General features: G+C 46.5%; 14 protein-coding genes and 1 pseudogene. 8 read left to right on the top strand and 7 right to left on the bottom strand.

What is annotated here, in order from left to right; genetic code table 11:
* Positions 1-108 precede the first annotated feature (108 nt).
* A complete protein-coding gene (locus Q9M42_RS09930) occupies positions 109-435 on the top strand; it encodes a DUF1462 family protein (protein ID WP_322526327.1) in 327 nt (108 codons plus the stop codon).
* Positions 436-498: 63 nt separating this feature from the next.
* Here Q9M42_RS09930 and Q9M42_RS09925 read toward each other — a convergent pair whose 3' ends face one another.
* The 3 genes and pseudogenes from Q9M42_RS09925 to Q9M42_RS15570 form a co-directional block, all read right to left on the bottom strand.
* Complete coding sequence (locus Q9M42_RS09925; protein ID WP_322526326.1) at positions 499-1,968, bottom strand: alkaline phosphatase; 1,470 nt, start codon at positions 1,966-1,968, stop codon at positions 499-501.
* 245 nt (positions 1,969-2,213) lie between these two features.
* Entirely contained in the window at positions 2,214-3,293 is a 1,080-nt protein-coding gene (locus tag Q9M42_RS09920; protein WP_440972321.1) for an NAD(P)/FAD-dependent oxidoreductase, read from the bottom strand.
* Positions 3,294-3,743: 450 nt separating this feature from the next.
* Positions 3,744-3,863, bottom strand: a pseudogene (locus Q9M42_RS15570) (TetR/AcrR family transcriptional regulator); the annotation flags it as partial.
* A 252-nt stretch (positions 3,864-4,115) separates the two neighbouring features.
* On the opposite strand from Q9M42_RS15570, the gene Q9M42_RS09915 reads away from it, so the two are divergent.
* From Q9M42_RS09915 to dapF, 3 genes are read left to right on the top strand one after another with little or no spacing between them, the layout of a single operon-like run.
* On the top strand, positions 4,116-4,352 hold the full coding sequence (locus Q9M42_RS09915) for a YuzB family protein (protein ID WP_022794141.1): 237 nt from the start codon (positions 4,116-4,118) through the stop codon (positions 4,350-4,352).
* A gap of 59 nt (positions 4,353-4,411) precedes the next feature.
* Positions 4,412-4,666, top strand: coding sequence for a hypothetical protein (locus Q9M42_RS09910; RefSeq protein WP_322526324.1), 255 nt, complete (start codon positions 4,412-4,414; stop codon positions 4,664-4,666).
* Positions 4,663-5,520 (top strand): diaminopimelate epimerase, encoded by an 858-nt coding sequence (gene dapF, locus Q9M42_RS09905; RefSeq protein WP_322526323.1) that lies wholly within the window; start codon positions 4,663-4,665, stop codon positions 5,518-5,520. The genes Q9M42_RS09910 and dapF overlap by 4 nt, the downstream gene beginning before the upstream one ends.
* A 36-nt stretch (positions 5,521-5,556) precedes the next feature.
* Here dapF and mqnE read toward each other — a convergent pair whose 3' ends face one another.
* Complete coding sequence (gene mqnE, locus Q9M42_RS09900; protein ID WP_322526322.1) at positions 5,557-6,654, bottom strand: aminofutalosine synthase MqnE; 1,098 nt, start codon at positions 6,652-6,654, stop codon at positions 5,557-5,559.
* 216 nt (positions 6,655-6,870) lie between these two features.
* Positions 6,871-8,505, bottom strand: a complete 1,635-nt coding sequence (locus Q9M42_RS09895; protein WP_322526321.1) for an aryl-sulfate sulfotransferase — start codon at positions 8,503-8,505, stop codon at positions 6,871-6,873.
* A gap of 165 nt (positions 8,506-8,670) precedes the next feature.
* Here Q9M42_RS09895 and Q9M42_RS09890 point away from each other — a divergent pair, with 165 nt between their 5' ends.
* Positions 8,671-9,024, top strand: coding sequence for a HesB/IscA family protein (locus tag Q9M42_RS09890; protein ID WP_022794136.1), 354 nt, complete (start codon positions 8,671-8,673; stop codon positions 9,022-9,024).
* Positions 9,025-9,132: 108 nt separating this feature from the next.
* A complete protein-coding gene (locus Q9M42_RS09885; protein ID WP_322526320.1) occupies positions 9,133-9,603 on the top strand; it encodes a hypothetical protein in 471 nt (156 codons plus the stop codon).
* 34 nt (positions 9,604-9,637) lie between these two features.
* Here the strand turns inward: Q9M42_RS09885 and Q9M42_RS09880 are convergent, their stop codons facing one another.
* Positions 9,638-10,627, bottom strand: coding sequence for an NAD(P)/FAD-dependent oxidoreductase (locus tag Q9M42_RS09880; RefSeq protein ID WP_091616418.1), 990 nt, complete (start codon positions 10,625-10,627; stop codon positions 9,638-9,640).
* 370 nt (positions 10,628-10,997) lie between these two features.
* On the opposite strand from Q9M42_RS09880, the gene Q9M42_RS09875 reads away from it, so the two are divergent.
* Positions 10,998-12,215, top strand: coding sequence for an NAD(P)/FAD-dependent oxidoreductase (locus Q9M42_RS09875; protein ID WP_322526319.1), 1,218 nt, complete (start codon positions 10,998-11,000; stop codon positions 12,213-12,215).
* An 85-nt stretch (positions 12,216-12,300) separates the two neighbouring features.
* Here the strand turns inward: Q9M42_RS09875 and Q9M42_RS09870 are convergent, their stop codons facing one another.
* A complete protein-coding gene (locus Q9M42_RS09870; RefSeq protein WP_079475569.1) occupies positions 12,301-12,780 on the bottom strand; it encodes a divergent PAP2 family protein in 480 nt (159 codons plus the stop codon).
* 447 nt (positions 12,781-13,227) lie between these two features.
* Between Q9M42_RS09870 and Q9M42_RS09865 the strand changes: the two genes are divergently transcribed.
* Positions 13,228-13,761 (top strand): TRAP transporter small permease, encoded by a 534-nt coding sequence (locus tag Q9M42_RS09865; protein WP_322526318.1) that lies wholly within the window; start codon positions 13,228-13,230, stop codon positions 13,759-13,761.
* Positions 13,762-13,785: the final 24 nt, after the last annotated feature.

The raw sequence follows: 13,785 nt of genomic DNA, 5'->3' as shown, positions 1-13,785 counted from the left end.
TTCTACTATGAACAGGTGCTGTTTGACAATCATTATCAACCGGGCAGGAGAAATAGTGAAGAAAGCAAAGATATAGTATGATATAGAAAAAGGGGCTGGTGTGTGATCATGATAAAAGTTTATGGAGCGGAAAAAAAGTGTCCGAGCTGCGTGAATCTTCCCTCAAGCCGGGAAACGGCAGAGTGGCTCGAAGCTGCAGTGCAGAGAAAGTATCCGGAAAACCCTCCCAATGTAGAACATATTGATATTGAAGACCCGGGGTCGGCTTCTGATGCCGTGGCGGAAAAAGTCCGGCAGGAAGAATACTTTTATCCTCTCGTAACAGTGAACGGAACAGTAGTAGCAGAAGGAAACCCACGACTCAAAGCTGTCTACAGAGAAATTGACAAGACGAAAGCACCGGCCCCGGGAACGACAGAAGAATCAAAGGAATAAAAAAGCCGGACGGAAGTTAACGCTTCGTCCGGCTTTTTTAACTGTTCGGATATCCAGCACTGTTTAGTTGTTACCGTGTCCGCGACCGTTTTCCTTGCCATTACTAGTCTGTTCGTCAGAAGCCTCCTCGATAAGCCCTTTAATGTCGGTATTGTCCATGTAGCCGGTGAAGTGCTCACTGCCGGTCCCGGTGGCAAAGAGAGGTACCATTTCTCCTGTATGGCCGCCAGTATCGCTTTCTGCACGTATTTCTGTATCGAGGGCCCCTACGTCATAATGGTCAGCAATAATGGAACCAATTTCCCAGCCTACCTGGTACTCAGGATATACTTCCCCTTCCTCATCCTCGATATTTGAGCGAAATGCTTCTAATTCTTCGTCTGTAATATCAATATCTGCATATTCGGAGAAAACCTGCTGAATGCTTTCATCGGTGTATTGATCAGAGTCCTCCCGGGTTTCAATCTGCTGGGCCATATACTCAGGGGAGACTTCAATATCCTTCAGACCATCCACATCCATAGTTTCTGTTGCAGACATGCCAAGCGTTTCATGGTCGGAAAGCACAACAACGAGTGTATCATCCCGGTCTTCTGCCCAGGTAACGACCTGTTCAACCGTCTGGTCAAATTCGATCATTTCCTTCCATACTCCGGTAGCGTCAGCCGCATGAGCCGCATGGTCGATTCGGGCGCCTTCAACCATCATAAAGAATCCGTCATCGTCCTGTGAAAGCACGTCCAGCCCGGATTCAGTCATAGCCTGCAGGGAAGGCTCTTCGCTGTCGACATCGTCTTTATCGGTTTTATAGTTCATGTACGAATCATTAAACAAGCCAAGGAGCTTGTCCGGAGTTCCAGATTCCTCCAGTTCTTCTTCGGTAGTAGCATACTCATAGCCGCTTTCCTGAAAATCATCCACGAGCCTGTCTTCGCCTTCTTCTTCGTCAGCTCCGAAAAATTCACCGCCGCCCCCAAGCAGAACATCATATTCCTCCTCGTACTGCTGTTCGGCAATGTCTTCTTCGCTTCCGCGGTCAGCCACGCTTGCGGTAAATGAAGCCGGAGTGGCATCTGTGACCGTATTATTGGAAATAACGCCGACTTTTTTACCGTCGTCCTGGTACTGATCCAGAATGCTGTCTACTTCCTCGCCGTCTTCATCGACTCCGACGCTTCCGTTGTTTGTTTTTGTGCCGGTAGCGATGGCGGTGCCGGCCGCTGCTGAATCAGTCACATTGTTATCGGCGGAGTATGTGCTGGTCATACCTGTATGTTCAAGCGATTCCATGAAAAGTTCGCCTTCTTTGCCATATTCAAGCATAGAAGCAATTTCCATCTGCCCCATGCCCATGCCGTCTCCCACCATTACAATGACATTTTCCGGCACATCCTCCTTAGCATTTTTATTGCTGTTTTCGACTCCGTTTTCGTTGGCGTTATCATTTGCTGAGCCACTTGCGTGAAGAAGGCTCCCCGAGCTGATAACCATTCCTGCGAGAACCCCGACAGTTAACTTTTTTGAAAAATACATGCTGACCCTCCCATAATAATTCATAACTTTTGATATTTTTTGAAATTTTAGTTAATAATAATTGGGTCTGAAGAAACCGTCAATAGCATTATATCTATTTCGGCCAAATATACCTTTAATTTTCTAAATTTTTCATATTATGTATAATAATTTACTTAGTAGAAATCAATGACTGCCTGCAGACATAAAAAAGGATCTGCATCACAAGCAGACCCTTTCGGTGAAACATGAAATTATTTTGTTCATTATACTCCTGAATGGTTTTTGTACATCCAGAGCACGCCGCTTTTTAACAGGCGGGCGACGCGGCCGGTAACAGCTGCTTTAGCAGTACCGCCCATTACTCCGAAGCCGTGCTTTTTGCCTAACGATCCAAGCGTACCTTTAAGCTTGATCTCAGGCATCGTTTCCGGAAGCGGTTCATTCTTCCATTGTTTTTTCATAATCGTGGCTATCTGTTCTGCCTGTCCTTCGGCAAGCTGAGCGCTTGGGGCGTGAGGAAGGCTAGCACAGTCTCCGACGATAAAAATATTTTCATCGTTTGTTAGATGGTGGTGGGGGGTTAAAATGATGCGCCCTTTCCGGTCTTTTTCCGTATCAAGCTCGCGAATGATTTTGTTGGGCTGGATGCCTGCAGTCCAAATGATCGCTTCAGACTGGATCCAGTCTTCATGGTTGTACAGACCTTCTGCCGTCACGGTGGTGATATCGGAATTACTGATGACTTCAACGTCATGCTTTTCAAACCAGTTCTGCACGTAGTTACTAAGCCGCTTCGGGAACATTGGAAGAATGGTTTCCCCGCGGTCAAACAGGCGTATGTGAAGATCTGAGCGGCTTTCCCGCAGTTCACTGGCAAGCTCCACCCCGCTGAGTCCGGCGCCTACGATGCTGACAGCTGATTTTGGCGGCAGGTTACTGATAGCTTCGTATGTTCGGCGTGTTGCTTCCATACTTTGAATACTGTAGGTATGCTCTTCTGCTCCAGGAACGCCGTGAAAGTTGTCGACCGAGCCGAGTCCGGCCACGAGCTTATCGTATGGAAGCGACGAAGAATCAGACATGACTACCAGCTGATTTTCCATGTCGATATGGTCAATCGTGCCAAAATGAATTTTTAAACGGGAATGGTCCGGGAACGGAACGCGCACCTCGTGGTCTGATTCGGTACCGGCAGCAAGTGCGTAGTATTCCGTTTTCATACAGTGATACGGAAGTTTATCCACTAACGTAATATCAACATCCTGGGGGAGGTCGCTGCCGAGTACGCGCTGAAGAAAACGCATTCCGCCATAGCCTCCGCCTAATACGATAATTTTTTCCATTGTTTCTTGTCCCCCTTTGAGTAGCATGCTGTCTATGCCCGCGTGGACCAGCTGCATAAAATGATGAAGTAGTTCTTCGCGATCGGATTCAACTCCGATGGATAGCTGATAGTAAAAATAGCTGTTAATGATGTGTGCCCATCGATTCGAAGAAATGGAAGGGTCTATTTCCTGCTGGCGGACACCGCTCTCAAGGAGCTGTTCCCAAGTGCGAAGCAAAGCACTGTCATGCTCGACCACATGCCGCCAGATGTGTTTGGTGAGGGAGGGGTTCAGGTGAAAGTCCCCCAGAAAATATCCGGCATAGGCACGAATACGGGAAGGAAGTGTCATGCGCTGAATTTTATACGTCTGCATGTATTCCTGCACCCTGAGCAGCCGGTCCTCTGCGAGTGCACGCATGATCGACTCTTTTGTAGGGAAGTAATTGAAAAAAGTCCCTTTGGCGACCTCGGCTGAAGCCGTTATTTCCTGCACAGTCGTCTGCTCAAAGCCCTTTTCCTGAAATAAATGCACGGCAGCCTGCAGAATGCGGGAACGTGTCTGCTCTCGTTTTTCCGTTCGTTTCATAGAATTCCCCCTCTGCGCAGCTGAAAGCATTTGCAAAAATAAAAAAGTTACAATAGAGAGAGAACAATTTGGTTGTGCAGTCATTAAAAATGACTGCGGTCAATTTTGATTATAGAGAGGTACAGCTGCTTTGGCAACCAATTTTAAAAATATCAAACAATTTTGTGAACGGGCCATTCAAACGAATTGGTTGACGCAGCGGCCGCAGACGACTAATATAAACTCGTATAACCCGGGAAGAGGTGATGAAAGGTGAGGCCAATTATTGAGTTTTGCATGAGTAATTTGGCGAACGGCTCTCACGGGGCAATGGAAGAACTTGAAAAAGATCCGAATCTGGATGTTATTGAAGATATATGCTTAGGCTACTGTGGCCGTTGCTCTATGAATATGTATGCGCTTGTGAACGGAGAGCCGGTAGAAGGGGAAGATGAAAAAGACCTTCTTGCCAATATTTATACTCATCTTGAAGAAAACCCAATGTTTTAATGCAAAAGCGTCTTTCTGCAGAAAGACGCTTTTTCTCAACGTTTAAAGAGGGGGAAAAAATGGATATCATTCCTTTTGAAAATACATGGCCGTATGACAAGATAGGTGAGGATATTTATATTAATGAATGTCCTTACTGCGGAGCTAGAAATATATTAACAGCAATGAAAGTAAAAGATTTAGAATGGGCAAAAGAGGAAATAAAAACATATATAAATATGCCGTGCTGCCATACACGCATGCATATTGTATTTGCAGATGAAGATTACTTATGGACGACAGAGCCGATGAGACGAAGGGAGAGAAAGTCATGAGATTTACAAAAATGCATGGGCTTGGCAACAGCTACATTTATGTCGACGTATTTGAAGAAACGCTGGAAGAGCACGAGCTTCCGCGACTTGCCCGGCAGGTTGCCGATAAAAATAAAGGAATAGGTTCAGATGGGCTGATATTGATTGGACCGTCGACGCATGAAGACGTGAAGATGCAGGTGTTCAATGCTGATGGATCGGAAGCGAAAAACTGCGGGAACGGACTGCGCTGTACAGCTAAGTATGCTTACGAGCATGGTTACGTCAGCAAAGAGCGTTTTACGATCGAAACGCTCGGAGGAACGATGAAAGCGACCGTTCATCCGGATAATACCGGTCAGACCGTCAGTCTGGTAACCGTAGATATGGGGGCACCGGAATTTGACTGGGCCCAGGTACCCGTGAAAGGGCCGGGAGAGGGTGAACTGTCCATTGAAGCTGCAGGCCGGTCGTGGCAGTTGATACCTGTATCCATGGGTAACCCGCATGGAGTCATTTTTGTGGATGATACAGAACAGGCTCCCGTGGAAACAGCCGGGGCAGAGCTTGCAACACACGAAGCGTTTCCGGAGGGAGCCAATATTGAGTTTGTGCACATGCGCCGCAGTGATGTGATGGATTTTAGAGTGTGGGAGCGCGGTTCGGGTATTACCCAGGCATGTGGAACAGGCGCCTGTGCAGCCGTGGCAGCTGCAGTAGCAGCTGGAAAGAGTGAAAAAGACAAAGAGGTTACTGTGCATCTTCCCGGAGGTGATCTGTATATTACGTGGCAGTCATCAGGAAATATACTGATGACGGGAAATGCTGAGGTTATCTGCACGGGGGACTATGAAACAAGAAGAGCATCAATATAAACAAAAAGAGAGCGGGCGCCCGCTCTCTTTTTACGTCTAATAGGATTTAACAATGTTATAGAAGGTATCCCGTTCCACAGGGGTCTTTCCGGCTGTTTTAATCAGGTGGATTAATTCCTTCCGGGTGATACCCTGGGATGTCAGCGCGCCGACAGAGTGAGAAATTCGTTCCTCAATCAGGGTGCCGTGAATATCGTCGGAGCCAAATGTAAGAGCCATCTGGGTCAGCTGGGCGCCGATATTAATCCAGTACGCTTTAATGTGGTCAAAGTTATCAAGCATAAGCCGTGAAATTGCTATGGTCCGCAGGTCATCGAACGCGGAGGTGCGCTGGTGCAGGCCGGCATTGAGCTTGCGAGGCTGCATGGCGAGCGGGATGAAGACCATGAATCCATTAGTTTTGTCCTGCAGGGCACGGACACGGTCCATATGAATGAGCCGTTCCTCCTTCGATTCAATCGACCCGTACAGCATCGTGGCGTGCGTACGCATACCAAGATCGTGAGCGAGTTCGTGAGCTTCAAGCCATTCAAACGTCGTCGCCTTGTCCGGACTCATTTTCGCACGGTAATTCTCTGTAAGAATTTCAGCGCCGCCGCCTGGAAGCGTATCGAGTCCTGCCTTTTGCAGCTCTATGAGGACTTCGCGCATGCTGATCCCTGCGTGCCGGGCAAAGAATTCGATTTCGGCTCCTGTGTAGGCTTTAACCTTTGCCTGAGGGTAATGCTTTTTCAACACGCGGACGGTGTTTAAATAATACTCAAACGGCACATCCGTGTTGTGGCCGCCAACAATGTGAAATTCCCGGATGTTGTCATTCCAGCGTTTCTCCACGTACTCAAGCAGTTCTTCTTCATGCATCGTATACGCGTTTTCCTCGCCGGGCTTACGTTTAAATCCGCAAAACGAGCAGCTGGCTTCGCATACGTTGGTCGGGTTGATGTACATATTTTCGATAAAATAAACGTTATCCCCGTTTTTTCTTTCGTTCACCTCATTTGCCAACTGGGCCACGGTTAACAGGTCTGCTGTTTCATAGAGGTAGAGGCCGTCTTCAATGGATAACCGTTCCCCTTCTCGGACTTTGTCGGCAATGCGCTGCATGTCGGCGTCGCGATTCAAGGTGATCGCCATATTAATCCTTCCTTTCCGATGTACAAGAAATACTGTAAAGTTCAGCGGTTCTGCAGACGGCTTCCGTACCGACGTGCAAAACCTTATCTGCTGTATAGGTATATAAAAGGGTACTGCCAGGGAAAGACATCAAGCTAACAAGAATTTCCGGGGCTCAGTTTCTTATTATACATCGTGGTATTCCGGAAGGAAAGTAACAACGCCCAAAGCAGTTCTTCATTCGGAAGAAGTACCCGCGGGAGAGGAGGAAGAGTAATTCCATGCCTCCGGATAGAGAGGCATCCTCTCGGCACGGTAAACTACCCGGCCGTCCCCCTCCTCGATGCCGGAAAGCTCGAGTTCGTACACCACTTCATCTGTGGTGCCGGCAGTTTCAACGACAGTGGCCTGATAGCCGTCTTCAGTTTCCTGGTACCCGGAGGTGAGCAGGCGGTTTTCGGTTTCGTACAAATAATCAGCATCGCCGACCACGTTGGAGAAAAAATCTTTCCCGCGTTCTTTACCGTAATTCCAAACGGTCTCAACGGTGCCTTCCTCTTCATTGATACGGTATTGAATGCCCTGGCTGAAATCCTTGCTGATGGATTCATCGCCTCGGGTGATTACCCTGTTGTTATCAAACAGGAGAACGTCCTTAGTATCCGGATTGTTATCCTGGTCCGGAAGAATCATCGGGGCATGCTGAGCGCCGGGGTATTTTAAATTACCGTTTTCGGGTTTGAGCACTTTTTCGTCCATATTCGCAGACCAGCCCTCCGGAGCGCCAAGAATCCAGTTGATCTCCATATCCGGATAAGTCAGGCTCATGACGGCGTCCTGATGACGGCCGGATATGAGAATGCTTTTGTTTTCTTCGTCGTACCAGATAGCGTTTTGATGCATCCAGTCGCCTTCGCTTTCGTTCGGGCCAGAATATTCTTCATGCACTTCAGAGGGGAAGATGTCTTTTAAATCGAGCGTTTCCACCGTTTCGCCCGTATCACGGTCAATTTCCACCATAGTATCCTCTACGTAAGAATTACTGTTGTCGTGCACGGTAACTAACAGGTTATTGTTAGGCAGTTCGATGGCATCGTGGTGAATGACGTTAGTGCCCTCGTAGTTGGGCAGGTTAATCTTGTACTGATTCTGAACCTTTCCAAGCATGTCCGTTTCAAACAGATAGTCATTGCGATTGTCTTCAGAGTCAGACGCCCCGAGCAGCAGATTTCCATTGGAGAGCCGTTTAAAAACAAACCCTCCGGTCCGGGAAGAGTACCAGCGGATATCACCCTCCTCATCCGCCCCATAGGCTTTGGATTTACCGGGAGTTAAAAAAGTAAGACCGGGTTCCATTTCCGCCGTAGAGCTTTCAAGTACCTCTCTGTTATGAGCGAAAGCAGGAGTATCATTAGTTTCTATGGACACGGTTTTCTCCTGAATATTCCCCTGACGATCCTCTGCTTCAATAGTAACTTCGTTAGTGTTATTGGGGTACAGGCCAAGGACGGGAACCTCATGCTCCCGATTAAAGGCAGGGTATGTATGTGAGATATCCTGCGTTTCGCCACGACTGGCTACAGTAACGGTAATACGGCTTGGGGCTTCTGTGTGGAATTTTGTTAAAGCTGTGAGTGGAGCCTCTCCGTAAGGATCCTGGATGACCATTGGATTGTTAAAAGTGTGGTTTCCGGCCATATACTCCTGCTGCCACTGCTTTTCCATTTCTTTCTGCTCTTCGATTAAGTCAGTTTCATTGCTTGTGGTGGAAGCACTTTGGAACATGGAAAAAGAAACAGTCTGGTTAGTATTTTCCGCAATAATGATCCAGCCGACACTAAATACCAGTATGAGCAGAGTTAACGCCTTCAAGAAATCACCTCCTTAATTTAAGGTTCTTTCTTTAAGTATATGCAAAGTGCGGGTATTTGCCTATAAAAACAACCACCTGAAAAAACAAAAGAGGAATATTTGAAGAACGGAGGATAAGGGTCTATAATATAAATGAGCCTCAGATACACAAAGGAGGAAACACTAATGTTAGTATTATCGGATGCAGCAGCACAGCGTGTGCTCGACATGATTGAAGAAGAAGGCGACAGTTCACTATATATGCGTGTAGGCGTAAAAGGCGGAGGTTGCACCGGCCTATCCTACGGCATGGGTTTTGATTCTATAGTAGAAGAAACCGACCAGGTGCTTGAAATCAAAGGTGTTCCAATCGTTGTAGACAGTGAGAGTGCTCCTGTTCTGGACGGCGTAAACATCGATTTCAAGGAAAACATGATGGGCGGCGGCTTTACGATCGACAATCCGAACGCCATCGCTTCCTGTGGCTGCGGCGCATCGTTCAAGACCGCAACCAAAGAAGGTACACCGGAGAAGTGCTAGAAAAATAGCGTTAGAAAAAGCAGCTGTCAGGGCACAGCTGCTTTTTTTGTGTTTTACTGGTCACATACAGGCATAATTTGTAAAATGTGAAGACAGGGGGAGTCAGTTATGAAAAAACGAACGATCTTTACAGGAACGCTTGGGGTACTTATGCTGGCAGGCTGTGGAAGCAGCTTATCAGACGAAGAACAGCAATACATAGACAAAGTGGATGAAAGTGCCACAGAAATTCATGAGCTGGACACGCAGCTTACAGAAGCGGTGAACGCTGTAGAAAATGAAGAGGAAGGGGCAGCCGAAGAGCTGCAAAGCATGCAGGAGGATATTTTTGTAACAGCCTACGATAACGTTGAAGCAATCAGCGTGCCGGAGGGTGAAGACATGAAGGCAGTGTACGACGCGCACGTTTCCTATGCAAACCAATATGTGTTTATTGCTGAAGAGTTAATGAGCACCGAGAATCTGCAGGAGTCGATTGGAGAAAACATCAACCCGGTGCTTGAGCGGATGGAAGACGAGGAGAGCAGCTTTGCCGAGACGGTTGAGGAAGAAACCGGCGAAGAGATCAGCTTTGAATAGCAAAAAACGATCCGTATTCGGGATCGTTTTTTTATTAAAACATATGGGAGCTGTGTCCTGGCTGGACTTTTGCCTTTGGATTAATATAATTCATCGCATTGTTCACTGCTGTAGGAGCTTCCCCGAAGCCGGTAGCAATTAATTTTACTTTGCCGTCGTAGGAAGTAACGTCTCCTGCTGCGTATACGCCCGGGATATTCGTTTCCATTTTCGTGTTTACAATGATGGAATTTTTGTGAATATCAAGTCCCCATTCTTTAATAGGGCCCAGTGAAGAAACGAAGCCGTAGTTGACGATCAGGGAATCAACGTCGACCACCTGCTCAGCAGTGCCTTTCACTTCTTCAAAAACGACCTGCTGAATACGTTCGCCGTCTCCGAGAACATCTTTAACCTGGAACGGTGTCAGAATATCCACATTCGACTGGTTAAGCTGTTCGACGCTGTGCTCGTGAGCGCGGAATTTATCCCGACGGTGGGCAAGGGTGACGTCCGCAATCGGATCAAGCATGTTTGCCCAGTCAACAGCCGAATCGCCGCCGCCGAGAATCGTCACTTTTTCTCCGGCAAACGCCTGAAGATCGTTAACGAAATAATGAAGGTTGGATTCTTCGTATGGTTCCATGCCGTCGATTTGAAGCTTTCTTGGCTGAAAGGCGCCTACACCGGCAGTGATAATGATAGTACGGGTGTAATGGACTCCTTTATCCGTGTGAAGCTCGATAAGATCATCTTCGTTGCGGATAACGTTTTCTACGCTTTGTTCAAGCACTACCTCCGGATTGAAAGGGTTCATCTGTTCAATTAAATTATCCACAAGCTCCTGGGCACGGACTTTCGGAAACCCTGCCACATCATATATAAATTTTTCTGGGTAAAGGGCAGCAAGCTGTCCACCGAGCTGTGGCATACTTTCAATAATTTTAACTTTAGCCTGACGCATTCCTCCGTAAAATGCGGTAAACAAACCGGTAGGGCCGCCGCCAATAATGGTCACATCATATATATCTGACTCTAATACCACTAAGGTACACCTCCAAGAATCTTTTCAAATTTCAATCCATTATAATACTGATTGAGAAAAATAGAAACCAATTGAGAAATTGTTTCAAGAGTTACATTGTAACATAAGCAAAATCAGTGCCAAGGGTATTTCCTGCTGCGTTTAGGAAGAAGGGATGAAAAAAGGTGAAAATCGGGAAAAAGGTTGAAATGTTATAGCAAAACCCATAATATTAAATACGGGGATTGTGTCTATTTTTTTACAAAAAGCAACGCGTTAAAAGCAGAAAACGAAGCGAACTTTTCTTTTTATTAAAGAAAAGGCGGTTTGGTATAGTTGTGTACGTGAAATAAATCACATACATGGGCTGCTTTTAGCAAAAATCTAAAAGATGGAAGTGATTGACATGGCAGGAAAAACAAATATTGTTATTTTAGGCGCTGGCTATGCTGGTCTTGTTTCCGCTTCAAAGCTTGCAAAAGAAGTAGGAACAGACAATGCAAACATTACGCTGGTCAGCAGGCACGATTATCATTACCAGACCACCTGGCTGCACGAGCCGGCTGCAGGAACGCTTCACCATGACCGCACCCGTATTAAAGTCAGTAAAATTCTTGATTTAAATAAAATTAACTTCGTACAGGATGAAGCTACAAAAGTTGTTACAGAAGAAAAGAAAGTAACGCTTGCTTCCGGCGGCGAACTGCAGTACGACTACATTATCGTAGGAGTTGGGGCTATTTCTGAAACGTTTGGCATCGAAGGCGTTTATGAAAACTCCTATCACCGCTGGACGGTGGATGGCGCCCGCCAGATGAAAGACCGCATTGAATATATGTTTGCCCGTTATCATAGCGACGAAGCAAAAGAAGAAGATCTGACATTCGTTGTAGCAGGTGCCGGATTTACTGGTATGGAATTTATGGGTGAGCTGAGTGAACGCGTGCCCAAGCTTTGCAAAGAATACGATGTACCGCGCAATAAAGTAAAAATGTACGTTATCGAAGCGATGCCGACAGCACTTCCAGGCTTTGATCCCGAGCTTGTGGAGTATGCTATGAATTTACTTGAAAACCGCGGGGTGGAATTCAAACTGGATTCACCGATCAAAGCAGTAACGGAAAACAGTGTAGAGCTGAATACTGGTGAATCAGTGAAAACATCGACAGTAATCTGGGCCACTGGTGTTCGCGGCAATCCGCTTATTGAGGAATCCGGCTTCGAAAACAACCGTGCCCGTGTGAAAGTTGACGACGATCTGCGTGCACCTGGTCACGAGCGCGAGTTTATTATCGGTGACTGTTCTCTGATTATCAATACAGAAATCGACCGTCCGTTCCCGCCGACAGCTCAAATCGCTCTCCAGCAGGGTGAAACAGCTGCCGACAACATCAAAGCATTGATGGAAGGACGTCCGACAGAAGCATTTGTGGCTGACATTAAAGGTACAGTGGCTTCTCTCGGTGGAAAAGAAGCGATTGGCGTTGTAGGTTCGAAAAAGCTTTACGGCCGTCCCGCCTACTTTATGAAAAAAGTGATCGAAAACCGTGCACTATGGGTTCTCGGCGGCTTTGGCTTCCTGCTCCGTAAAGGGCAGAGCCCGTTCTAAAATGAATACAGAGTAAATAAGGAGCCCCCGGCAAACTATGTCGGGGGCTTCTTTCGCATGAGAAACTATACAAAATAAGAATTGATCACACAATGAAAATGGCGTGAGCGGCGAACGTTACAGCCACTCCGAAGATAGCGCCGAAGATAACTTCAATCGGCTGATGTCCAAGCAGTTCTTTCAGCTCCTGGCGTTTTTCGGGCTCGCGTTTCTGCTGCCAGGATCTGGCTTCCGTCACGAGGCGGTTGAAGTCATTAACCAGCTGATTCAAGACGGTGGCATGATAACCCGCGTGCCTCCGGACACCGGTAGCATCAAACATTACAATAACGCCGAAAACGATGCAGATGGCAAAAAGATTTGAATCAAAGCCCTGCTCTATACCAATAGCTGTAGAAAGAGAAGTGACCGCTGCGGAGTGGGAGCTTGGCATACCGCCGGTACTTGTGATAAGTGAAGCATCCCAGGTTTTGGCAGCAATGAAACCAAGAGGTATTTTAATCGCCTGTGCTAATAAGATAGAAGATAATGCCACTAAGAGTGGGAAGTTCTGCAGTAATTCCATTCACGAACGTCCTTTCTGGATTTTGGCAGTTAGTAAGGATAAAGAACAGCCCACATTATGATAAATATAAGTACAGGCAACAATATTTTATCACATGGTATCAGATTCGTGGTGCCATTGCTCGAAGAAAGCAGGAAAACATGAATAAACTAAAAAGTAGATTCAACCCAGAAAATCGCTGCTACGGAGGATCTCAGGTCTAAAGCAGGCGTCAGCACGAATTACTGGGGATTAAGTGCTAGTATATAAAGGATGAAAGAGATAAAATATACCTAAACCATTTGCAACAATTGTATATGTTAAGTATACTTACATTAACTTATTACAGATAAATTCCATAACTATATATTCCGATAGGATGTCAGGTCTTCATCCAGCTCAAATTGCGGCAAATATTTTTTAAAAATTGAAAAAAATGCAGAAATGGGTGTTTGAAAATTGAAAATATTGAAATGGCTTGACTTAGGTCTCAAACGCGCTGAAGAGACAGTCCTGTCGCTTTCCATCATTACAATAACGGTAATGGTGGCAGGTAACACCATCAGCAGGAACCTCGGTCTCGGCGGATGGGCGTTCGCAGAAGAAATCAGCCAGATTGCGATTTATATGGCCACGTTTCTCGGTCTCGGCTATGTGGCCAGGCAGGGCAGGCATATCAGCATGACGGCATTGTTTGATAATGTACCGTATAAGTTCCGAAAAACGCTGGCGCTCATTATTCCGCTCGTTACAGCCTTTGTTCTTTTCACTCTGGCGTATTATTCCTATGACTATGTGCTCTCCTCGCAAAACAGGGTTACCGACTACCTCCGGATTTCCTATGTTTGGATGGTTGTTTGGGCACCTATTGGCTTTTTGCTCGGAGGTATTCAGTTTTTACGAAACTTTTGGGTGAACGTGAAAAATAAAGATGTATACATCGCAGCAGAACGAAAAGACTACGATTCAGAAAAAGAAGCGAAAGAATCCAACAAACTATAAAATTTTCGGAGAATGAGAGGAACC

It is taken from the genome of Marinococcus luteus (assembly GCF_034497705.1).
In the GTDB taxonomy this organism is placed as follows: domain Bacteria; phylum Bacillota; class Bacilli; order Bacillales; family Marinococcaceae; genus Marinococcus; species Marinococcus luteus_A.
Note: the sequence above shows the minus strand (reverse complement) of the source record. Positions and strands in the feature narration are given on the sequence as shown.

Bases quoted from the DNA above. Each gene is read 5' to 3' on its own strand.
- Q9M42_RS09930 (WP_322526327.1), top strand. From the start codon at position 109: ATGATAAAAGTTTATGGAGCGGAAAAAAAGTGTCCGAGCTGCGTGAAT.
- Q9M42_RS09925 (WP_322526326.1), bottom strand. From the start codon at position 1,968: ATGTATTTTTCAAAAAAGTTAACTGTCGGGGTTCTCGCAGGAATGGTT.
- Q9M42_RS09920 (WP_440972321.1), bottom strand. From the start codon at position 3,293: ATGGAAAAAATTATCGTATTAGGCGGAGGCTATGGCGGAATGCGTTTT.
- Q9M42_RS09910 (WP_322526324.1), top strand. From the start codon at position 4,412: ATGGATATCATTCCTTTTGAAAATACATGGCCGTATGACAAGATAGGT.
- dapF (WP_322526323.1), top strand. From the start codon at position 4,663: ATGAGATTTACAAAAATGCATGGGCTTGGCAACAGCTACATTTATGTC.
- mqnE (WP_322526322.1), bottom strand. From the start codon at position 6,654: ATGGCGATCACCTTGAATCGCGACGCCGACATGCAGCGCATTGCCGAC.
- Q9M42_RS09890 (WP_022794136.1), top strand. From the start codon at position 8,671: ATGTTAGTATTATCGGATGCAGCAGCACAGCGTGTGCTCGACATGATT.
- Q9M42_RS09885 (WP_322526320.1), top strand. From the start codon at position 9,133: ATGAAAAAACGAACGATCTTTACAGGAACGCTTGGGGTACTTATGCTG.
- Q9M42_RS09875 (WP_322526319.1), top strand. From the start codon at position 10,998: ATGGAAGTGATTGACATGGCAGGAAAAACAAATATTGTTATTTTAGGC.
- Q9M42_RS09870 (WP_079475569.1), bottom strand. From the start codon at position 12,780: ATGGAATTACTGCAGAACTTCCCACTCTTAGTGGCATTATCTTCTATC.